Below are 21869 nucleotides of genomic sequence, written 5' to 3'. Positions count from 1 at the left end.
TTGTTCATATTGGGTTATGAAAAAATTAACTGATTGCCTGTGCTACTACATCAATCCTTTGCAACAACAGATCCTTCTTGCGTTACATCGTGATTCGACACAACCCGATAACTTTACTCTGACTTAATAACAATTCAGAGAATTCACCGTGATGCATCTCAATGGTTTTAAAACGATATATGTATGTTTCAAAACCATTCGTGTGCTTTAAAACACAGCAAAATTATGGAGATAACCTATATGACCCGAATTCAACCACCAAACCTGAAATTGTCTGCACTAAGTATTGTCATTCTGACAGGGTTGTCTTCTGCTCACGCAGCAACCATCCAAGCTGAAAAAACAGTTCCAGCAGAGAATAACAAACATCATAAAGATACGCTGACGGTTTATGCCACAGGGAATCAGCGCGACAGTTTTGAAGCACCTATGATGGTAACAGTTGTTGAAGGTAACTCAGCCAACAGTAAAGTTGCAGGCAATGCAAATGACTTACTGCGCAAGATCCCCGGGATTAATACTGTGGATTACGGGCGTGCTAACGGGCAAGAAATCAGTCTGCGTGGTTACTCTCAAAAAGGCGTTTTAATGCTGGTTGATGGCGTTCGTCAGGGTACTGATACCAAGCACATTAATGGCATTTTCCTTGATCCCTCACTGATTAAACAAGTTGAAGTTGTCCGTGGCCCATCCGCCCTGCTCTATGGCAGTGGTGCATTAGGTGGGGTCATTGCCTATCAGACGGTTGATGCAGCAGATCTCTTACAGGCGGGACAAAATACGGGCTTTCGTGTTTTTAGTCGTGCCGGAACCGGGGATCACAGTTGGGGATTCGGCGGAGCCGCATTTGGTAAAACCGATAATCTTGATGGTTTATTCAGTTTCAGCACCCGTGGTGTTGGCAATATTCGTTACGGTGGCGGGGTAAAAGGCCAGAATGATGAAACTATCGGCAATATGCTGGCAAAAGGGACATGGACAATTGATGACAACCAGTCACTTGGCGGCGAGCTGCGTTATTACCGCAATAAAGCTGATGAGCCGAAAAATCCACAAGATATCACTGACCATAGCAGAAACTTGCGGGCAGATCGCACAACGACACAACGTGATGTACAACTGACTTATAAACTCAACCCTTCAGAGTATAGCTGGCTGAACCTAAGGAATGACGTTTATTATTCTGATGTAACCATCAATACCAAAACTAAAATAGATGGCTTTGAAGGCCGTAAACAGGAAACTTATGGGTTCAAACTGGAAAACCGTTCTCACTTGAATGCAAGTGCCTTTGCTGCACATCAATTTATTTATGGTAGCGAAATATATAAACAGAAACAAAAACCAAGCAGCAATGATATAAATGGATTCCCGAATGCGGATATCCGTTTTGCATCTGGTTGGTTGCAAGACGAAATAACTATTCGTGATTTGCCGGTTTCATTTATCGTCGGTACACGTTATGACAATTACAAAGCATCAAACGATAAATACAAAGATATCAATGCTGATAAGTGGTCATCAAAAGGCGCTATCAGTATCACCCCAACAGATTGGTCGATGCTGTTTGCTTCTTATTCTCAGGCATTCCGTTCTCCGACAATGGGAGAGATGTATAACGATTCCAGACACTTTGGTAGAAATTACTGGAAACCTAATCCAAACTTGCGTCCTGAGAGTAATGAAACTCAGGAATATGGCTTCGGGTTACGTTTCGATGAATTACTTACCAACAATGATGGGCTGAAATTCAAAGCCAGCTATTTTGATACCAAAGCGAAAGATTATATTTCTACCAATATAACCGCTGATTGGAAGTTCACAACATCAATAAATATCCCAAGAGCCAAAATCTGGGGCTGGGATGTTTCGATGACTTATGACACAGATTGGTTCTCATGGGATCTGGCATATAACCGCACTGCCGGTAAAGATGAGCAAACCGGCAAATCTATTGATGCCCTCAGCCCTGATACAGTGACCAGTACGCTAGATATCCCTCTTTCCAGTAGCGGTTTTTCTATTGGTTGGATCGGTAAATTCACTCAACGTACCCAGTTCAAAGGGGTTAATGGTGGTGATAAAGATGAATATGGAAGAAAAGTTTCCAAATATGCAGGCTATGGTGTCAATGATTTCTACATCAGTTACCACGGTGAAGGCCAGCTAAAAGGTGTAACAACCTCTGTCGTACTCGGCAACGCTTTCGACAAGCAATATTACTCATCACTGGGCGCACCGCAGAATGGCCGCAATGCCAGACTGTTTGTCAGCTATCAGTGGTAAAGAATAACAGCACTAATTTTTAACCTTTAACGCAGTTTTTTTAAGGAGCTAATATCTGTGAATCAGTCACTTTATGAACGTTACCTACAGGCAAAAGCGGATAATAAAGCTAAATATGCACGCGACCTGGCCACTTATCTTAATGTCAGTGAAGGAGAATTACTGCACAGTCGTGTCGGTATCGACGCAAAACGTCTGAACGTTGATGCTCCTACCCTGCTGCAAGAACTGGCAACAGTCGGTGAAACCAAGGCCATTACCCGCAATGATTTTGCTGTTCATGAACAGGTTGGTCGTTACGAAAACACAAAGTTCAGTCAGCATGTTGGTCTGATCCTAAACCCACGTGAACTAGATTTACGTACGTTCTTTGATCATTGGAGCTGTGTTTTCTCTCTGGTAGAACCTGCGAAAAATGGTATGCGTCACAGTATCCAGTTCTTTGATCGCCAGGGTGATGCTCTGCACAAAGTGTATACAACCGCAAATACTGATATGGCTGCATGGGAAGCCCTGATTGAGAAATATCAGACAGATGAAAACCCTGCGCTGGAAGTGAAACCTGAAGAAGTCCCTGAATATGCAGAAGTGACTGAAGAGCTGAAAGCACAATTAGATGAAGAGTGGCGTGCAATGACCGACGTTCACCAGTTCTTCATCATGATGAAACGTCATAATCTCAATCGCCAGCAGATTTTCAATGCTGTCAAAGATGATTTGGCTTACCGTGTAGAGAATTCCGCCCTGACTCAGATCCTTGAAGTTGCACACAAAGACCAAAATGAAATTATGATCTTCGTCGGAAATCGCGGTTGTATCCAGATCTTTACTGGTAAACTTGAGCGTCTGATGCCGTATCAGGAAGAAAACTCTTCCCAGAAATGGGCTAATATTTTTAATCGTAACTTCACCTTACACCTGATTGAAAGTGCTATTGCTGAAAGCTGGATCACACGCAAGCCAACAACAGATGGTTTCGTCACCAGCCTTGAGTTGTTCGATGCGGATGGTAACCAAATCGCCCAACTGTATGGTCAGCGTACCGAAGGTACGCCTGAGCAAGCACAGTGGCGTGAACAAATTGCCGCACTACCTAAACTGCAACCAGAAAAGGAAACTTGTGTAGCATGAAAAAGTGGCTTCTAACATTTATGCTTGCCATCTCCTCCAGTGCGTTCTCCGCTGAACGTATTGTCACAATTGGCGGTGATGTGTCTGAAATCGTTTTTGCACTTGGCGAAGGACAGCATGTTGTTGCCAGGGATAGTACCAGTCAGAACCCTAAGGAAATACTCTCATTGCCAGATGTGGGGTATATGCGAATGCTGAATTCAGAAGGGATTTTGTCTATGCGCCCGTCACTGGTGATCACTAGTGAATTGGCCCAACCTTCTCTGGCACTCAAGCAAGTCGAAGATTCCGGTATAAAAGTTATTAAAGTGACCAGCAAAGCCTCGTTAGAAGCCGTTCCTGAAAAAATCAAGACCGCCGCCAAGGCGGTCAACCAGGAAAAACGTGGTGAAGAGCTAATCACTCAATATCAACGACAATTGGCCGCAATCCCTACGTCAGACATTCCCACAAAAGTGATGTTTGTTATGAGTCACGGAGGGATTATGCCAATGGCAGCCGGCCAACAAACCGCTGCGGATAAGATTATTCATGCCATTGGTGCCAAAAATGCCATGCAGGGATTTAAAGGATACCGCCCTTTATCTCAGGAAGGAGTTATCGCCAGCCAGCCTGATTTGCTGCTGGTCAGCACCGAAGGACTGAAAACGCTGGGTGGTGAGGAAAAACTATGGCAACTTCCGGGCTTGAACTTTACTCCGGCAGGAAAGAAAAAACAGGTTGTCGTTGTGGATGAAATGAGCTTGCTCGGATTCGGTATCCACACCCCGGAAGTGATGAAACAAGTCCGTGAGGCTGCGGAGAAAGTGCAATGAGTCGAACCCAATCCCCCAGCTTTGGTTTGATGTTACTGGGCGTATTGCTATTTATTCTGGCAATCAGTTCAGCCAATATGGGGGCATTGCCTCTTTCTTTTAAAACTCTGTGGGAATCCTCTTTGGATGACCCACAGTGGCAAATCTGGTTAAATATCCGGCTGCCGCGTATTCTATTGGCGATTTTGATTGGCGGTGCACTGGCTGTTTCCGGTGCCATAATGCAGGGATTATTTCGTAATCCTCTTGCTGATCCCGGATTATTAGGGATCAGCAGTGGTGCGGCACTGACTGTGGCAATAACCATTGTTGTGCCCACCTTTTTGCCTTTCTCTTTACCAGATGACATGTTACCTGAAAGTATTGCGTTGTACGGTCATGTTATTGCAGCTTTTAGTGGTAGTTTATTAGTCTCATTACTGATCTTTTCATTAAATAAATATAGCCACGGCAATTTATCGAAATTGCTGCTTGCAGGTATCGCCATTAATGCACTATGTATGTCATTTATCGGTGTATTGAGCTATATCAGTAATGACCAACAATTACGTCAGTTTACCATTTGGATGATGGGTTCACTGAGCCAGATTGAATGGCCGACACTGATTATTGCAGCTTCTATTATTATTCCCGTCAGCCTGTTAGCACTCAGTCAGTCTCGAAAACTCAATCTGCTGCAATTGGGCGATGAAGAAGCCCACTATTTAGGCATTAATGTCCAACAAACTAAGTTTCAGTTACTTCTGCTTAGTGCCTTGCTGATTGGCTGTGCAGTCGCGTTGAGTGGTGTTATCAGCTTTATTGGTTTGGTTATTCCCCACCTTGCCAGATTGCGGTTTGGCGGCGACCATTCCTGGTTATTACCAATATCAGCACTGGGTGGAGCATGTCTTTTGTTAACTGCGGATACATTGGCCAGAACGTTAGTTGCTCCCGCTGAAATGCCGGTCGGTCTGATTACCGGTTTAATTGGTGCCCCTTATTTCTTAGGGTTAATCCTTAAACCATCAAAAGGCCGTTTGTAATGGAGCCGATAATGTCAAAAAGTTTACTTGAAGCCAAAAATCTGAACTACTTTATTGGGCAGCGCCAAATCATCAAAGAGGTTTCGCTCTCTATCCATCAAGGAGAAATTGTTGCAATTATTGGCCCCAATGGCGCAGGTAAATCCACGCTATTACGGCTGTTAACCGGTTATGTTTCACCAAACAGTGGCGAATGCCTGTTACAAGGGATCCCGCTGTCCCAATGGCCAACCCAAAAACTTGCACGGATCCGTGCAGTAATGCGGCAATACAGTTCGCTTTCTTTTCCTTTCAGCGTGGAAGAAATTATTGCAATGGGGCGAGTCCCCCATGAAAACGCACATAAACAAATCGCTATTGATGATGCAATTGCATTAACAGAGTGTAATGAACTGAGGTATCGGAATTATCAGCAACTCTCTGGCGGAGAACAACAACGTGTTCAATTGGCAAGGACTCTGGCTCAACTCTGGCATCCAGAGCCAACAGAGTCCTGTCTGTTTTTGGATGAACCAACCTCAGCATTGGATCTTTACCATCAACAGCATACATTGCGACTTGTTCATAACCTGACCCGCCAACGCCCTCTTGCTGTCTGCTGCGTATTGCACGATCTAAATCTGGCTGCACTCTATGCGGATAAAATTATCCTATTACATCAAGGAAAGTTAGTCGCATCCGGCACACCACAGGATGTCCTGCGGGATGATATCCTTAAACAATGGTATCGGGCTGATTTAGGCGTAACCCAACATCCTGAAACTTACCAGCCGCAAATTTACCTCCGGCAATAATGGTATGTCAGAATACCTCGGAGGCTGATTAGCTGGCATATGCTAAATTACCGTAGTGAAATGCGGCTTGTGCATCATAAGGAAAGATTGTTGATCTTGATGTAAACTTCTCGACTGTTGCAAGGTTTATTTCAGGATTTGAGCTTTTTCTGTACTAAAGATCAATTCAGCTAAGGTAATTATAGAGATAGTTATCTGACTCGCATGTTGATTAAACTTTGGCAGGTAAATACCAGAATGTAGCAAACTCAGGGTGGCCACGTCTTTATTGACGGGCCTTATACCTGCCCCGCAGTGACCGATAACCTTCCCATTATCGGCCACAAAATATCAATAGCCTCTAATTATGTGATTTTTCATCCAAACGCTTATCAATGATACGGATCGCAATTTCGCGTAATTTTTCTACACCAATAAAGCCCACAGCACCACCAAGTGCGGGTGACATACTGCTGGGAATACCAACCAGCTCCAGTACGCTTGAGAATCCCCATGACAACGCCCCACATAAAAAAGGTTCAACCCAGCGGTTTTTTCGTTCTACACCATCATAAATCAGACGTCCATAACAGATCATAATAGCCAGCAAGGAACCGGATATCTGTGGCCAAGCATTTCTCAGGCTATCCATAAGTTCAATCCATAAATCAGGATGTTCTTTCATCATTAGTCCCATAATTGAATAATTGACGTCACAGATACAAAGCTATTTCTGGCGGTTCAATCACGGTTTCTGCATAATATTGCCCAAACCAGAATCGGTCAGACAGGGATTGATCCAGTACTGAGTGACGTTTTGTATATATCCATATTAACGTCAGCATATAGCAACCACACTGTCATATACTTGTGTCTTACTCAGTACTAAATCACACAATCAAATGTTCCTCAAAGTGTGTCATAGGTCATTAATTAGTTTCATCGCATTCATTTTTTCGTTGGTTACCACAATTCGCCAGATACCACAATAATGTCAATATCACAGCAGCGTTCTTTGGAATATTTTGATAGTACCTTGCCCCAACAGGACGCCTATAATAGTAAGAGTACTACCAATAAACTGAATTAAGCTGAACCTGTTCTCTACAATTATCTGTATCATCAATGCAAAAATAGGTACAAAATTAAAAAATATTGCTGTCTTACCTGCCCCACGAACAGTAATGCCTATATTCCAAAAAAGATAGGCAAGAAAAGAACCAGCAATACCCATATAAATACTCGCCAAATGGCTCTCAAGTGGTGCTGATAATAATGCAGGAACAGGAGATTCAACAGAAATTGCAACTATTACCAATATAATCATGCCAAAAAACATTGTCCAACTGGTGGTTTCAAGTGGAGTTGCTTCTGTAACAAATACACGAATTCCAACGGTATAAATTGCCCAACCGAGACTCCCGACAAAAATAATCAATACCCCTTTTTCTATATGAAGCGTGCTACCAAAAATCAACTGACCATTGGTAATTACTAGTGCCACACCAAGTAAGCTAATAATCATTCCGACCACTCGTATTATTTCAGGAAAATGGCGGTTAATAATGGCTTCTAAAATATTGGCAGAAACTGGTGTCGTTGCCATTATTAATGCAGCAGTCACGGGATGTCCATGTTGGAGACCAACAAACAATGCTCCATTAAACCCCGCGATACCAATTCCTCCAAGGCAAATAAAAGCCAGCCAGTTTTTCTTAAACACCCTGCCATTAATTTTTCTTCTGAACATCATAAAAATGAAAATACATAAGACAGCAAAAACAAAACGCTCACCAGAAGCTGTCCACGGAGGGAGATCTACAAGAACTATTTTGGTGACCTGAAAGTTTGAACCCCATAAAAATGTCGCAATCAACGTCAGAATAACCGCTAACTGTGGCGTTATTCGTATGTTCATGATTTAACCCTCTTAATTTTTAAAAAGATAACTGGGTTGTTTTTACTGGAATTATTGTGGCATAGTTCAAAAATGAAATATTTAGTCATAATTAGAAGATAATTTTCCAAAAACGGAAATCATAATATGCAATCATTTAGTTGGGATGATATTCGAGTATTCCTGGCAGTCGCACAAACCGGAACTATCAGTAATGCATCAACGCTCCTTAGTGTTGGTATCGCAACGGTATCGCGAAAAATTGAACGGCTTGAAAAAACTTTCGGAATGCCTTTATTCCTCCGTCATCAGACAGGTTATCAGTTAACGGAAGATGGAAGAGAACTACTGGAAAAAGCCAAGATAATGGAAATAGCTGCCAATTCATTTCTGACTGAAGCTGACATACGTACAAAAATCGCTGGTAAAGTCCGCCTCGCAACAACCGAACTTCTTGCCAATAATTTAATTATTCCTAATCTGTCAACCTTACAAAAAAACTACCCAGATCTGACGCTGGAAATCATTACTGATGTACATACTATAAATCTTCATCGCCGTGATGCTGATTTAGCCCTTCGTCTTATCAGACCTGAACAAGGTCATGTTACAGTACGTCAATTAGGTATATTGGGTTTTGGATTATATGCCAGTGAAAAATATTTTATAAATCATCCGGCTAAGATATCTGAAGGCACATATGATAACTTCCACTTTATCAGTTGGACTGATGAATACCTGCAACTCCCATCATCCAAATGGATAGAGAAAATCCTGAAAGGCCGCCCACTCTCTATAGCTACAACTTCACTTTCAGCCCAAATTGCAGCGGTAAAAGCAGGTTTAGGATTGGCAATACTGCCCCACTTTATTGCCAACACTACAGATTTTATTTGTGTTTCACAGCAACCGGAATTAGAACGACCTCTTTGGCTTGTTATTCAGGCAGATTTGGCACACTCTCCCAGGATAAGGAAAGTCGCAGACTTTCTAACAGATGTTGTTTCTCAAAATCGAAAGCAACTCTCCGGGTAAATAAAAATCACGAAAAAGATAAAGAAATCAAACCATCTTTAACAATATTCACATTACATAAAAATACCCCCAAATATAAATAGATCTCATTTATTTATGATATATGTATACTGGCTTATAGTTTTCTCATTTTAATTATCATTTGAAAGTAATAACGAAAATAAATTCATATTCAACAATGTGACTTGCATCTTTACCATGTTTAAACTTAATCTCTCTTTTCTTGCCCGCAAGCCCCCTTTCACTATTTGTCTATAATGTCTACTACAAAGTGCTTGTAATAAACATTATATGGTTCGTTAATCCTACCGTTATAGTAAAGTTTATAATAATCACTATATAAAAATAACCTCATACTTATTTATGGACAATATTCTTATTGCAAAAGCAAAATATTTAACATAGATTATTCCAAAAGTGACATTGATGTCGTTTTCAAAGGTAATGAAATGAAAGCACAGAAAAAGCATCAATATATTTTAGAACAAGCATACAAAGTCTTTATTAAAAAAGGGTATAGTCAAGTTACAATGACTGATATTATTACTGAATGTGAAATCAGTCGTGGTGGTGTTTATCGCTATTTCCAATCCACTAAAGATATTTTTTATCGCGCTTGTTCGGCAAATGAACTTACAGAAATCAGAACGTAATTTTAGTACATTTATTGAATATCTGGAACATGAAAAAACAGAATTATTAAATATCCGTAAAACTATCCGAGTTGCCGGATATGAATTTATGATCCAGGAATCACAGACAGACAATAATAGTATTGCACGTGAAATATATGAATCCAATATAAAAATCATTCTTAAATTAACTGATTTTAATCAAAAGCAGGCAGAACAAACCTTCCTTATTTTAGAGGGACTGACTGCAATGGCGTTGACAGGAATTTTAACAACTGAATTAATAAAAAACCACTTCGATTATATCACCAATATGGCTAGGAAAATATAAAAGAGATTACAATGAATATACTCTACACTATAAAAAACAATATGAATTTGTCTCAACCGATTGAAGTACTGGAAAAATTATTTGTACACTTATATTTGGAAAAGCGCACTTCAAATAAAGATCTCTCGTTAAAAACAGGATTACCTATTCCTATAGTATCTGCATTCAAAAAAGAGTTAATAAAAACAAATTACGCTGATAAAAAAGGTGTTTTTAAATTAACTCCATCAGGCATCCAGTTTGTACAGAATGAACTTAATTACAAATTGGTTGACACTGAATTATATAGGTCATTATTTTCAAAAGAAAAAAATAGAAATTTTAAAGATGAATTAGTCAATTTACTTTCACCTATATATGCTAAACGTCCACGCGTCAATGTACTGTTAGACCAAGCCCATGCGACTCTGGATACATCAATACGCAGGGTCATGTTATTACTGAATAATCCAATAGTATTTAAACAAAAAATTCTCTTTTTGGGGGATGATGATTTAACATCGTTAGCTTTAATGATGGCATTTAAAAAACTAGGCAATTATTGCAAAGATAATATTTATGTCAAAGACATAGATAAAGAACTATTGGAGTTTATTAAAGAGGTATCAAAAGAAAATAATTTTATCATTAATACTGAATACGTAGACCTGAAACACTCAGATAAATATGCTAAATACTTTGACGTTATCTTGACAGATCCACCATATACTTTCAGTGGGTTAAAGTTATTTTTATCACGGGCAATTAGTTTTGCTAAAAATGACGGTAGTGAAATATTACTATCATTTGGACAAAAAAAACCTAAAGAAAACCAAGAAGTACAAAAATTGTTTAGCGATCAAAACCTTTTTATCAAAAATATTTATCCACAATTCAATCAATACCATGGTGGAAGTATTATTGGGAATGTCAGTGATCTATACATTCTCTCTGTTACACAAAGTTCATATTCTATGATTTCAGAAGATAGTTCTTACTCCAACAAAATATATACCGGAGAAATTAATCCTCGTGTAAAATTTTATCAATGCAAATCATGTGATAACCAACTTACTATTGGATATGGAAAAAGCATATTAACAATAGAACAGCTTATCGAGGTCGGTTGCAATAGATGTAAAGGGACTAAGTTCCAATACCGTGGACAAGAAAAAATCAGTCTCTCCACAGGCACAAAACAGCTCGGTACTCATCTTGTTATAGGGATGAAAAATTGTGAAACAGATAAATTAAAGTCTGTATCAGCTATCGAAACCATGATGATTGATATTGCTGATAAGTGTAAGTTTAATATTATCAATTGCCATTTTCATCAATCCAAATTCAGGGGAGTTAGTGGAGCTGTGATATTAGCAGAGTCACATTTTACTATACATACCTGGCCTGAATATAACTATGCAGCTCTTGATTTACTAATATGTAGTGATTTTGAGCATCATGAGACTCTTATGAAACAGCTACAAAGCCAATTAAATTCACAAGAGTATGAGTGTAAAATACTACAACGAGGTTTTTAATTATCTGATAATACATTAAATGTAAATAGATTATTTAACAAATAAATATAGCTATTTTTACTGATCCATTAATTTTTTAAGGTGATCTATGAAGCAGGAAAACTCAACTATTTTTGCATTGATAAAAAGTCTTGAAGTAAGCCTGCATAGAGAAAAAAGAAATGATAATAAATGGATAAATACCATTTTACATGATCATTTTCTGGAAATAGGAAAGTCAGATTATGTTTATACTAAAAAAATTGTGGAAGATGCATTAAAAGAAGAAAAAAGTACTATTTCACAGATTTTTTCAAAAAACTTTAATATGCAGAATTTGGATAAAAATATTGTACTTCTTACTTATCAATCTTATGAAATGGATAAGTCAGGACATCCATATAACAAAGTGCTACGTTCATCCATTTGGCAGTTATCGGCATCTGGTACATGGCAACTAAGATTCCATCAAGGAACAAAAATGTCAGACTGACAACACAATCTATCTTTCACAAAGCTGTAGTAAAAAGTAAGCGATTTAGGGACGACAAAGAAATGGCCCCAACACGGGGCCATCAGTTATACAGAATGAATATTCGACGACTAAAGACGGGCTCTGCGCTTTTTCACAACCTGAAACCCAATCATTAAAATAATAAACCAGACTGGTGTAACAATCAGTGCCTGCCTGGTATCTGGCTGCAACGACAACAATACTAAAACAAAAGCAAAGAAGGCTAAGCATACCCACGACATGACAATACCGAATGGCATTTTATAAACAGATGCCTTATGCAACTCAGCCCGACGTTTACGATAAACCAGATAGGAACACAAAATCATGCTCCAGATAAACATAAACAGAATGGCAGATACTGTCGTTACCAATGTAAAGACATGCATTACATCGGGGATAAAATAGATCAAAATGACGCCACAGGAGAGGCATAAACACGTAAATATCAGACCCGATGCAGGAACCGATCGTCGGGAAAGACGGCTGAACTGTTTTGGTGCATCCCCCTCTTTTGCCAAACCAAATAGCATCCGGCTAGTGGAGAAAACCCCACTGTTTGCTGAGGAAGCAGCAGAAGTCAGAACCACAAAATTTACAATACTGGCTGCTGCCGGTAACCCAATCAGGACAAACAATTCCACAAATGGGCTTTTATCTGCCACAATCGCGCGCCATGGAGTAACCGACATAATAACAACCAAGGCTAACACGTAAAATGTGATAATTCGGATCGGAATGGCATTAATTGCTTTCGGCAATGATTTCATTGGATTTTTTGTTTCCGCAGCAGCGGTTCCTACCAATTCAATTCCAACAAAAGCAAATATAGCGATTTGAAAGCCCGCAAAGAAGCCACTCAGCCCCATTGGGAACATACCTCCGTCATTCCAAACGTTGGTAAAGGAGGCAATATGCCCCGAAGGTGACTGGAATTGAATGCCAATTAATACTCCCCCTATTACAATCAGAGCAACAATGGCAACAATCTTAATCATCGCAAACCAAAACTCCAATTCTCCGAACAATTTTACTGTCGCGAGATTCAGAGTCAGCAATACTAAAACACATAGAAGTGAGGTGGCCCATTCAGGAAAATCAGGTGTCCAATATCCAACATAAGAGGTAATAGCGACAACATCCGCGATACCAGTAATCACCCAGCAGAACCAATAAGTCCAGCCCACAAAAAAACCGGCCCATGGCCCAAGTAGATCTGCGGCAAAGTCACTGAATGACTTATAATGCAGGTTGGAAAGTAATAACTCTCCCATTGCACGCATCACAAAAAACAGCATAAATCCAATGATCATATAGACAAAAATGATCGATGGCCCTGCCAGAGAGATAGTTTTACCTGATCCCATAAACAGACCAGTTCCGATAGCTCCTCCAATAGCGATAAGCTGTATATGTCGGTTAGTAAGACTTCGCTGAAGGTGAGAACCCTCAGTTTCAGGTGGGTATGTAGATTGTATTTTTTCTTCCATAGTTGTATCCAGTTTATTCTCACAGCATGACTTCAATAGCAGCAAGCTGTGTTTAAGGAGCCATTGTGACATAGACAACTACAGTATTAACAGAACGAATTTACACGAAAAACCAATAGGTTGTATTTTACGCTACTCACAAAATTAGATACTGTATTTATTTTATTCAATTACTGAGAGCGTATAAATGCCTTTTCATAATAGCGATACATTTAGCTTTCAAATCCCCTGAGTTCCTCGCGATGTGAGAAGTAAGAAAGTGATCTTACATTTTGAGAATTCATATTAAATAGACAAAAAGTCATTTTGTTAAAAAAATTAAACTAAATTACTCTGCTTAAGATTTTGATTATTTTTTAAAAATGTTACCAAATTCACATAATCATAACTATTGGAGTTTATTTCTATTGTTATTTTTAGCAAAATTCATAATCTTTTAATGCTCTGAAAATACTATAGTTGCATGTATTGCAAAGGAAAAAAACATTATGAAAATTAAGACTCTTGTTGCAGTAGCTGTTTCTGCTGTAATTCTGACAGGTTGTAAGAATATTGATCAAGGGATGCTGGTTCACTCCGGAATGCAACTATTCCAGGCGGCGACATTAAGTGATTCTGATGTCAAACAGTTATCTGACCAAACATGTAATGATATGGATGCACAGAATAAAATTGCACCGGCATCCAGCCAATACACTAAGCGTCTGAACAAAATCGCCAAAGCATTAGGTAACGAAGTTAACGGTACACCGGTTAACTATAAAGTTTATCTGACTGATGATGTGAACGCATGGGCAATGGCTAACGGTTGTGTGCGCGTATACAGCGGCCTGATGGACATGATGAACAACAATGAAGTCGAAGGCGTTCTGGGCCACGAAATGGGCCACGTTGCACTCGGCCACACCCGTAAAGCAATGCAGGTTGCTTATGCTACAGTTGCTGCACGTACCGCAGCTGCATCAGCCGGTGGTGTAGCCGCACAGCTGAGTGATTCTCAACTTGCAGCACTGGGTGAAAACCTGATCAACTCGCAGTTCTCACAGCATCAGGAAAGTCAGGCTGATGACTTCTCTTATGATCTGCTGAAAAAACGCAATATCAAAACTGAAGGTTTAGCAACCAGCTTCGAGAAACTGGCTAAACTGGGCAGTGGTGAAACCAGTATGTTTGATTCACACCCGCCTTCACAGGAGCGTGCTCAACACATTCGTGATCGTATTGCAGCAGAAAAGAAATAATTACCCCGAATTCTGGGTAAGAAATTGAACTAAAAGCCTGTTCCAAGATCAGAATTTTAGACGACTAAAAAGGAACAGGCTATTGTCAAGTTAGCTGAAATTTTCTGTGATCTCGATGATTTTTACCGTTTTTTCATGCCTGGCGGACACAATATTGTCTCAATAACGAGCGAATATATTGGACTTCCTGATTTTATAAACCGAATTACGGGTTCTAATGTATCCATCGGAGTAAATAATCCAACCAAAATAGCGATATACCCTAACCTACATATTCCCAGAAATCAGGTTCTTTTATTTACTCATTATCGCAAAGTTATTTTATTTCTTAACTTCATAATTAAATATTCATTTTTCAGAATATTAAAAACCGCAGAAAATGCTATTTTCATTTCCTATACTTTGCTATTTCCATTTACATGACTATTTCCTCAAATAACTGTGATTTATTGATATGGCAAAACATCATTAATACCTGTTAAATTCACCGGCACACCAGCCTCGGAAAGGGATTGGATGTAGTTATAACATTCTGTGGTCAAAAAAAGTGGATAACTGATATTTTCTTAAATAAAAGAGAGACGATATATGAATAATTATCTGATTCGTGTTGAAATTTTTGGTGCAGGTCCAAAAGAGCATAATGCTCTTAATGAATCCATGAAAATAATTGATTTTCATAGAACAGTCAGATACAACAGCGGCGAAATTATGGCTTTACCTGCCGGAACTTATATTGGAAAATCGCTAAGTTCTGCTGCTGATTTAAGAAACAAAGTTTTTAATTTAGCTAACCCATTGTCAGCAAAATATGCTTCTATATTTGTTTGTCAGTATAATGATTGGTCTGCTTATCTTTATCCTGCATCCATGTCTGGATCTGCATCAGAGTCCTAATTAAAATTTAGGCAAGCTGGTTCTCCAATAAATTTTTGGAGACCAGCTTCGTTTGAGATAAAAAGATATATTCTCACTAATGTCCGCTACATATATATAAATATATGGACATGAAATGATTAATTGATAATAACCCCTCCACCTTTCAACTGTAATTTGAAAGATACAGGGGATAACTAATGAATGAACCTCCGAAATATCAGAGGCTTTTTAGTCGAATTTATTTAGTCTTATACTGAGCTTCTGCTTCAGTAAAACGCTGCTGAATGGCCTGGTTTGGAGTTTTACCTAACAAACTCACTACCACAATCGCAAGAGAAGCAAAAATAAACCCAGGGATGATTTCATACAAACCAAGCCATTGGTATTCCATCCACACCAGTACCGTGATTGCCCCCACCACCATACCAGCCAATGCTCCATTACGTGTCATCCGTTTCCAGAGTACTGAAATTAATACTACCGGGCCAAATGCAGCCCCAAAGCCAGCCCAGGCATTACTGACCAAAGCCAATACTTTGTTGTTCGGGTTGGTTGCTATAGCTATCGCGATAGCTGCAACCATCAGAACCATCAAACGACCAATCCACACCAATTCTTTTTGACTTGCTTTAGTCCGTATAAACGCTTTATAGAGATCTTCTGTCAATGCACTGGAACAAACCAGCAATTGACAACTCAAGGTACTCATAATCGCAGCCAGAACAGCAGACAGTAATACCCCAGTAATCCACGGATTGAATAAAATTACCCCCAGCTCCATGAAAATACGTTCACTATTTTGCATAACATTCCCAGCTTGCGCTGGATTTTGCTCAAAATAGGCAATACCGAAGAAGCCAACCGCAACTGTTCCTGCGAGGCATAAAAACATCCAGGTCATACTGATACGACGGGCTTTATGGATAGTCTGATGAGAATCAGCCGCCATAAAACGAGCCAGAATATGTGGTTGACCAAAATAACCGAATCCCCACCCTAATAAGGAGATAATAGTAACGGTCTGTACACCCTGAAACATATCCAGATAAGCAGGGTCTTTTGCTTTGATAATATCAATAGCTGATTCAAATCCACCAAGTTTAAAAAGGATCAAAACAGGCACCAGAATCAAAGCAAAAATCATTAAAGATGCCTGAACTGTATCAGTCCAGCTTACCGCCAGAAAACCACCGAGAAAGGTATAAGCGATGGTAGCTAATGCACCAAGCCAAATCGCTTTTTCATAACTCATACCAAATGAGTTTTCGAACAATAATCCACCAGCCACAACAGCAGATGCGCAATAAATTGTGAAGAAAATCAAAATGACTAACGCGGAAATAATACGCAGAAGTTTACTTTTATCTTCAAAACGATTGGCAAAATAGTCCGGTAATGTTAAAGCGTTATTATTAGCTTCAGTATGTACACGTAATCTCCCTGCAACCCATCGCCAGTTCAGGTATGCACCAAGCAGACAGCCTAACGCAATCCAGGCTTTGGAAATACCCGCTAAAAAAAATCGCCCCCGGTAGCCCCATTAATAACCAGCCACTCATATCAGAAGCGCCAGCAGATAATGCTGTTACCACACTACCTAATCGCCGGCCACCTAGAATATAATCATCGAAATTCTTGGTGGCACGGTAAGCCATGAAGCCTATCAGCAGCATCGCAGCAATATAGACAATGAAGGTAATTAGCATTGGTGAATTTACTGTCATGCAGGTTCTTCTCCATAGTATTTTTTTTTGCAAATCCTGTTTATTCAGACGGTCTGATTTGCGTCAATGATGTTATCTGTACTTAAAATTTCCCCCTTCAGCACAATATATCTTCAAAGCAGGTATTCACTTATCCGGTTATACCAGAGTTGTACCTGAAGATAATTTCACTGAAGGTGGCGTTGTTCCGATATGTATAGTTTATATTTGTAATTGTTTTTAAATCACTCTCTATCCTAGATTAGCTAAAACATTTTTAACAACTGATTAACGGCATTTTTTACAAGAAACGCACGCCAAGTCACATTTATGTTCCAGAAGTTGCACCTTTTATAAAACGATCGATTATGATTTGACTCAGAAATATGATAACAAACTCTTATGTATCATATGGATAATTCATTAATAATCATAAGCTCACCAACTACATCATCAAAACCAGATTAATTTCACAAATTCCAAACAACAGCTTTTAACAGAGTTGCACAAAGTTGCAACATGAAAGATATTGTCCTGTAACTTGATTAGTCTTACCTATTAAGGAGTGAGAATGGGTAGTACCACTATGGGCGTGAAGCTCGATGAAGCAACGCGTGATCGTATTAAAGCTGCTGCACAACGAATTGAACGCACACCACACTGGCTGATTAAGCAAGCCATCTTTAATTATCTTGAACGTCTGGAAAATGAGGAAAAGATCCCAGAAATATCAGCCGCTCAGAATAACAAAGAAGAAAAGATTTCCGAAGAAGAATCACAGATTGAGGTCTCTTATCAACCATTTCTGGATTTTGCCGAACATATTTTACCCCAATCGGTGAAACGTTCCGCAATTACTGCTGCCTATCGCCTGCCCGAAACGCAAGCAGTTCCTATGTTGCTGCAACGGGCTCAATTATCAGAAGAACAAGCTAAGGCAACCCATAAACTTGCTTATTCTATCGCAGAGAAATTACGCCAGCAGAAACAGGGTATTGGTCGTTCCGGTCTGGTTCAGGGGTTATTACAAGAGTTTTCACTTTCTTCACAGGAAGGTGTTGCATTAATGTGCCTTGCCGAAGCGCTGTTACGCATTCCCGATAAAGCAACCCGTGACGCTCTGATACGTGACAAGATCAGTAATGGCAATTGGTATTCACATCTTGGTCAAAGCCCGTCTATGTTCGTCAATGCCGCTACATGGGGATTGTTGTTTACAGGTAAATTGGTCTCTACCCACAATGAAGCCAAACTCTCCAAATCTTTAAATCGGATCATCAGCAAGAGCGGTGAACCATTAGTACGCAAAGGCGTGGATATGGCAATGCGCCTGATGGGAGAGCAGTTTGTGACAGGGGAAACTATTGCTCAGGCTCTCGCCAATGCGCGCAAGCTGGAAGAAAAAGGGTTCCGCTATTCTTATGACATGCTTGGTGAAGCCGCTCTGACTGAAGAAGATGCACAGGCTTATATGGTTTCTTATCAGCAGGCTATCCATGCGATTGGTAAGGCATCAAACGGGCGTGGCATTTATGAGGGACCGGGAATTTCCATCAAACTCTCTGCCCTGCATCCCCGCTATAGCCGTGCTCAGTATGAGCGCGTTATAGATGAACTCTATCCGCGCTTACTTGCATTAACCTTACAGGCTCGCCAGTACGATGTTGGTATCAATATTGACGCAGAAGAAGCTGATCGTCTGGAAATTTCTCTCGATTTGCTGGAAAAACTCTGTTTTGAACCACAACTGGAAGGCTGGAACGGGATTGGCTTTGTAATTCAGGCTTATCAGAAACGCTGTCCTTTCGTGATCGACAATATTATCGATTTGGCACAACGTAGCCGTCACAGGTTGATGATCCGTCTGGTAAAAGGCGCATATTGGGACAGCGAAATCAAACGCGCCCAAGTCGATGGGCTGGAAGGATATCCGGTCTATACCCGCAAAGTGTATACCGATGTTTCTTACCTTGCCTGCGCCCGCAAGTTACTATCTGTTCCTAATCTTATTTATCCACAATTTGCTACTCATAATGCTCACACTCTGTCTGCTATCTACCATCTTGCGGGGCAAAATTACTATCCGGGCCAATATGAATTCCAGTGCCTGCATGGTATGGGTGAGCCGCTTTATGAACAAGTGGTTGGTAAAATTGCTGATGGCAAGCTCAATCGTCCATGCCGCATTTATGCCCCCGTCGGAACACATGAGACGTTATTAGCCTATCTGGTGCGCCGCCTGCTGGAAAATGGGGCTAATACATCGTTCGTCAACCGCATAGCAGATACATCCCTACCGATTGATGAACTGGTTGCCGATCCGGTGAAGGTGGTACAAGAGCTGGCTAAATCCGAAGGGCAAATCGGTCTGCCGCATCCGAAAATTCCATTGCCAATTGATTTGTATGGTAAAAACCGCGTCAATTCAGCGGGGCTTGATCTTTCTAATGAACACCGTCTGGCTTCACTTTCCAGTGCCCTGCTGAGTTCTTCAATGGAAACATGGAATAGTGAACCGCTATTGGGTAGTGATTACGCTCACACCGGAGAGTTACCTGTGGCCAGACCCGTCAATAATCCGGCCAAATCTTCTGATACCGTTGGTTATGTCCGTGAAACCACAGAGCAGGAAGTCAACCATGCGCTGGAAATTTCCGCTAATGCAGGAACAATCTGGTTTGCAACACCACCATCAGAGCGAGCAGCTATCTTAGTGCGTGCTGCGGAGTTGATGGAAAACAACCTGCAATCCCTGCTCGGCATTCTGGTGCGGGAAGCGGGTAAAACGTTCAACAATGCTATCGCAGAAGTCCGTGAAGCGGTGGACTTCCTCTATTATTATGCGGATCAGGTTCGTCAGGATTTCGCCAATGATACTCATCGCCCGCTTGGGCCTGTAGTTTGTATCAGCCCGTGGAACTTCCCGCTGGCAATTTTCACCGGTCAGATTGCCGCAGCATTAGCCGCTGGTAACAGTGTATTGGCAAAACCGGCAGAGCAAACACCGCTGATTGCAGCGGTTGCCGTTAAAATGCTGCATCAGGCAGGTATTCCCCGCGACGTCCTGCAATTACTACCGGGGCAAGGAGAAACCGTCGGCGCAATGCTGGTAGGTGATGAGCGCGTACGTGGGGTGATGTTCACCGGCTCTACCGAAGTTGCCAGCCTGTTACAACGCAATATAGCCGGTCGCCTCGACGCACAAGGGCGTCCCACGCCATTGATTGCAGAAACAGGTGGCATGAATGCGATGATTGTCGATTCTTCTGCTCTGACAGAACAGGTTGTTACCGATGTTATTGCGTCTGCCTTTGACAGTGCTGGTCAACGCTGTTCTGCCCTGCGTATTCTCTGCGTACAAGATGACGTAGCCGACAGAACACTCACTATGTTGAAAGGTGCGATGGCTGAATGCCGGATGGGCAACCCTGAACACTTGGCTACAGATGTCGGCCCGGTGATTGACGCTGAAGCAAAAGCAAATATCGAACGCCATATTCAAGCCATGCGCACCAAAGGCAGGACGATTTATCAGGCTGTACATCAAAATACAGCAGACAGCCAGGAATGGTCGCAAGGTACATTTATCAAACCAACACTTATTGAACTGGACAGTTTTGATGAATTGAAGAAAGAGATTTTCGGCCCGGTTCTGCACGTTGTGCGCTTCAGGCGGGATGAATTGGATAAGTTGCTGGATCAGATTAACGCCTCCGGCTACGGCTTAACATTGGGTGTTCACACACGCATTGATGAAACTATCGCTCAAGTCACCAGTAAAGCGAAAGTCGGGAATTTATATGTTAACCGCAATATGGTCGGTGCTGTCGTCGGCGTACAACCATTTGGTGGTGAAGGATTATCGGGAACAGGGCCAAAAGCAGGCGGGCCACTCTATCTTTATCGCCTGTTGTCCCAACGTCCAGTCAATGCCGCGACTCAAACACTGGCACGACAGGATGAGGAATATTTACTGGATGCCAAAGCCCGTACTGCCTTGCATTCTCCTTTCAACAAACTGGCTGAATGGGCAATTGCACATAATCATTCAGAACTGAACAAAGTTATTCAGGAATATAGTTTACTGGCTCAGGGAGGAACAACGCGCGTATTACCGGGACCTACGGGAGAACGTAATACCTATACGCTGTTACCGCGTGGTCAAGTCCTTTGTCTCGCGGATAATGAGCAGGATGCGCTAACCCAATTAGCAGCGGTGCTTTCTGTCGGCTGTCAGGCTATTTGGGAAAAAGATGATCTGCACCAGCAATTGCTGCAACAGTTACCGGATGAAATTCGTTATTCCATTCATTTGGTCAATGACTGGCAGAATGAAGACACAACAATGGAAGCGGTTATTTATCATGGTGATTGTGATCAACTTCGCTATGTTTGTGAAGCTGTCGCACAACGTAAAGGGCCGATTATTTCTGTACAGAGCTTTGCCCGTGGTGAAACTCATCTGCTACTGGAGCGTTTATTGCACGAGCGTTCTTTAAGCATTAATACTGCGGCGGCAGGTGGTAATGCCAGCTTAATGACTATTGGATAAAAAAGACGGGTTAAAAAACAGAGGGGAATGCGTTATTATCGCATCCCCTTCTAAAATTGTTCAGCCCGA

General features: G+C 41.0%; 17 protein-coding genes and 1 pseudogene. 13 read left to right on the top strand and 5 right to left on the bottom strand.

Annotated features, from left to right (window positions below; genetic code table 11):
• Positions 1 to 240: 240 nt before the first annotated feature.
• The 5 genes from BDD26_RS14075 to BDD26_RS14055 are packed head-to-tail and all read left to right on the top strand — an operon-like array spanning position 241 to position 6051.
• On the top strand, positions 241 to 2286 hold the full coding sequence (locus BDD26_RS14075; protein ID WP_038259511.1) for a TonB-dependent hemoglobin/transferrin/lactoferrin family receptor: 2046 nt from the start codon (positions 241 to 243) through the stop codon (positions 2284 to 2286).
• Between the two features lie 57 nt (positions 2287 to 2343).
• A complete protein-coding gene (locus BDD26_RS14070) occupies positions 2344 to 3417 on the top strand; it encodes a hemin-degrading factor (protein ID WP_115826874.1) in 1074 nt (357 codons plus the stop codon).
• On the top strand, positions 3414 to 4232 hold the full coding sequence (locus tag BDD26_RS14065) for a heme/hemin ABC transporter substrate-binding protein (protein WP_038259509.1): 819 nt from the start codon (positions 3414 to 3416) through the stop codon (positions 4230 to 4232). The genes BDD26_RS14070 and BDD26_RS14065 overlap by 4 nt, the downstream gene beginning before the upstream one ends.
• Positions 4229 to 5257 carry a FecCD family ABC transporter permease gene (locus BDD26_RS14060; protein WP_038259508.1) on the top strand — a complete coding sequence of 343 codons (1029 nt, stop codon included), beginning with the start codon at positions 4229 to 4231 and terminating at the stop codon, positions 5255 to 5257. The genes BDD26_RS14065 and BDD26_RS14060 overlap by 4 nt, the downstream gene beginning before the upstream one ends.
• Positions 5258 to 5265: 8 nt before the next feature.
• Positions 5266 to 6051 carry a heme ABC transporter ATP-binding protein gene (locus BDD26_RS14055; protein ID WP_370698781.1) on the top strand — a complete coding sequence of 262 codons (786 nt, stop codon included), beginning with the start codon at positions 5266 to 5268 and terminating at the stop codon, positions 6049 to 6051.
• A 340-nt stretch (positions 6052 to 6391) separates the two neighbouring features.
• Here the strand turns inward: BDD26_RS14055 and BDD26_RS14050 are convergent, their stop codons facing one another.
• The 3 genes from BDD26_RS14050 to BDD26_RS14045 all read right to left on the bottom strand — a co-directional run bounded on the left by BDD26_RS14050 (position 6392) and on the right by BDD26_RS14045 (position 7948).
• Complete coding sequence (locus tag BDD26_RS14050; RefSeq protein WP_038259506.1) at positions 6392 to 6715, bottom strand: phage holin, lambda family; 324 nt, start codon at positions 6713 to 6715, stop codon at positions 6392 to 6394.
• Between the two features lie 28 nt (positions 6716 to 6743).
• Positions 6744 to 6875, bottom strand: a complete 132-nt coding sequence (locus tag BDD26_RS20545; protein ID WP_255296115.1) for a hypothetical protein — start codon at positions 6873 to 6875, stop codon at positions 6744 to 6746.
• A 155-nt stretch (positions 6876 to 7030) separates the two neighbouring features.
• On the bottom strand, positions 7031 to 7948 hold the full coding sequence (locus BDD26_RS14045) for a DMT family transporter (RefSeq protein WP_280524524.1): 918 nt from the start codon (positions 7946 to 7948) through the stop codon (positions 7031 to 7033).
• Positions 7949 to 8074: 126 nt separating this feature from the next.
• Here BDD26_RS14045 and BDD26_RS14040 point away from each other — a divergent pair, with 126 nt between their 5' ends.
• The 5 genes from BDD26_RS14040 to BDD26_RS14020 all read left to right on the top strand — a co-directional run bounded on the left by BDD26_RS14040 (position 8075) and on the right by BDD26_RS14020 (position 11914).
• Positions 8075 to 8962 carry a LysR family transcriptional regulator gene (locus BDD26_RS14040; protein WP_115826873.1) on the top strand — a complete coding sequence of 296 codons (888 nt, stop codon included), beginning with the start codon at positions 8075 to 8077 and terminating at the stop codon, positions 8960 to 8962.
• A 449-nt stretch (positions 8963 to 9411) separates the two neighbouring features.
• Positions 9412 to 9615: a TetR/AcrR family transcriptional regulator gene (locus BDD26_RS14035; RefSeq protein ID WP_115826872.1), complete on the top strand. Its 204-nt coding sequence runs from the start codon at positions 9412 to 9414 to the stop codon at positions 9613 to 9615.
• Positions 9590 to 9925, top strand: coding sequence for a hypothetical protein (locus BDD26_RS14030; protein ID WP_115826871.1), 336 nt, complete (start codon positions 9590 to 9592; stop codon positions 9923 to 9925). The genes BDD26_RS14035 and BDD26_RS14030 overlap by 26 nt, the downstream gene beginning before the upstream one ends.
• 11 nt (positions 9926 to 9936) lie before the next feature.
• Positions 9937 to 11442, top strand: coding sequence for an adenosylmethionine decarboxylase (gene speD / locus BDD26_RS14025; RefSeq protein ID WP_115826870.1), 1506 nt, complete (start codon positions 9937 to 9939; stop codon positions 11440 to 11442).
• 88 nt (positions 11443 to 11530) lie between these two features.
• Entirely contained in the window at positions 11531 to 11914 is a 384-nt protein-coding gene (locus BDD26_RS14020; protein ID WP_115826869.1) for a nuclear transport factor 2 family protein, read from the top strand.
• Positions 11915 to 12024: 110 nt separating this feature from the next.
• Here BDD26_RS14020 and cycA read toward each other — a convergent pair whose 3' ends face one another.
• Complete coding sequence (cycA, locus tag BDD26_RS14015; RefSeq protein ID WP_115826868.1) at positions 12025 to 13425, bottom strand: D-serine/D-alanine/glycine transporter; 1401 nt, start codon at positions 13423 to 13425, stop codon at positions 12025 to 12027.
• A gap of 488 nt (positions 13426 to 13913) precedes the next feature.
• Here cycA and loiP point away from each other — a divergent pair, with 488 nt between their 5' ends.
• Both loiP and BDD26_RS14005 read left to right on the top strand, forming a co-directional pair.
• Entirely contained in the window at positions 13914 to 14666 is a 753-nt protein-coding gene (gene loiP, locus BDD26_RS14010) for a metalloprotease LoiP (RefSeq protein WP_038259503.1), read from the top strand.
• Between the two features lie 588 nt (positions 14667 to 15254).
• Positions 15255 to 15563 (top strand): hypothetical protein, encoded by a 309-nt coding sequence (locus tag BDD26_RS14005; RefSeq protein WP_115826867.1) that lies wholly within the window; start codon positions 15255 to 15257, stop codon positions 15561 to 15563.
• Positions 15564 to 15783: 220 nt separating this feature from the next.
• Here the strand turns inward: BDD26_RS14005 and putP are convergent.
• Positions 15784 to 17269 (bottom strand): annotated as a pseudogene (gene putP, locus BDD26_RS14000) (sodium/proline symporter PutP).
• A gap of 550 nt (positions 17270 to 17819) precedes the next feature.
• Between putP and putA the strand changes: the two are divergent.
• A complete protein-coding gene (gene putA, locus BDD26_RS13995; protein WP_115826866.1) occupies positions 17820 to 21800 on the top strand; it encodes a trifunctional transcriptional regulator/proline dehydrogenase/L-glutamate gamma-semialdehyde dehydrogenase in 3981 nt (1326 codons plus the stop codon).
• The last annotated feature ends 69 nt before the right edge of the window (positions 21801 to 21869 follow it).

Source organism: Xenorhabdus cabanillasii (assembly GCF_003386665.1).
GTDB classification, from domain to species: Bacteria; Pseudomonadota; Gammaproteobacteria; order Enterobacterales; family Enterobacteriaceae; genus Xenorhabdus; species Xenorhabdus cabanillasii.
The sequence above is the reverse complement of the archived record's forward strand: the minus strand, read 5'-3'. Positions and strand labels throughout refer to the sequence as shown.

Coding starts and splice junctions, on each gene's coding strand:
- BDD26_RS14075 (WP_038259511.1), top strand. CDS start 241: ATGACCCGAATTCAACCACCAAACCTGAAATTGTCTGCACTAAGTATT.
- BDD26_RS14065 (WP_038259509.1), top strand. CDS start 3,414: ATGAAAAAGTGGCTTCTAACATTTATGCTTGCCATCTCCTCCAGTGCG.
- BDD26_RS14060 (WP_038259508.1), top strand. CDS start 4,229: ATGAGTCGAACCCAATCCCCCAGCTTTGGTTTGATGTTACTGGGCGTA.
- BDD26_RS14050 (WP_038259506.1), bottom strand. CDS start 6,715: ATGAAAGAACATCCTGATTTATGGATTGAACTTATGGATAGCCTGAGA.
- BDD26_RS20545 (WP_255296115.1), bottom strand. CDS start 6,875: ATGCTGACGTTAATATGGATATATACAAAACGTCACTCAGTACTGGAT.
- BDD26_RS14045 (WP_280524524.1), bottom strand. CDS start 7,948: ATGAACATACGAATAACGCCACAGTTAGCGGTTATTCTGACGTTGATT.
- BDD26_RS14040 (WP_115826873.1), top strand. CDS start 8,075: ATGCAATCATTTAGTTGGGATGATATTCGAGTATTCCTGGCAGTCGCA.
- BDD26_RS14035 (WP_115826872.1), top strand. CDS start 9,412: ATGAAAGCACAGAAAAAGCATCAATATATTTTAGAACAAGCATACAAA.
- BDD26_RS14030 (WP_115826871.1), top strand. CDS start 9,590: ATGAACTTACAGAAATCAGAACGTAATTTTAGTACATTTATTGAATAT.
- speD (WP_115826870.1), top strand. CDS start 9,937: ATGAATATACTCTACACTATAAAAAACAATATGAATTTGTCTCAACCG.
- BDD26_RS14020 (WP_115826869.1), top strand. CDS start 11,531: ATGAAGCAGGAAAACTCAACTATTTTTGCATTGATAAAAAGTCTTGAA.
- cycA (WP_115826868.1), bottom strand. CDS start 13,425: ATGGAAGAAAAAATACAATCTACATACCCACCTGAAACTGAGGGTTCT.
- loiP (WP_038259503.1), top strand. CDS start 13,914: ATGAAAATTAAGACTCTTGTTGCAGTAGCTGTTTCTGCTGTAATTCTG.
- BDD26_RS14005 (WP_115826867.1), top strand. CDS start 15,255: ATGAATAATTATCTGATTCGTGTTGAAATTTTTGGTGCAGGTCCAAAA.
- putA (WP_115826866.1), top strand. CDS start 17,820: ATGGGTAGTACCACTATGGGCGTGAAGCTCGATGAAGCAACGCGTGAT.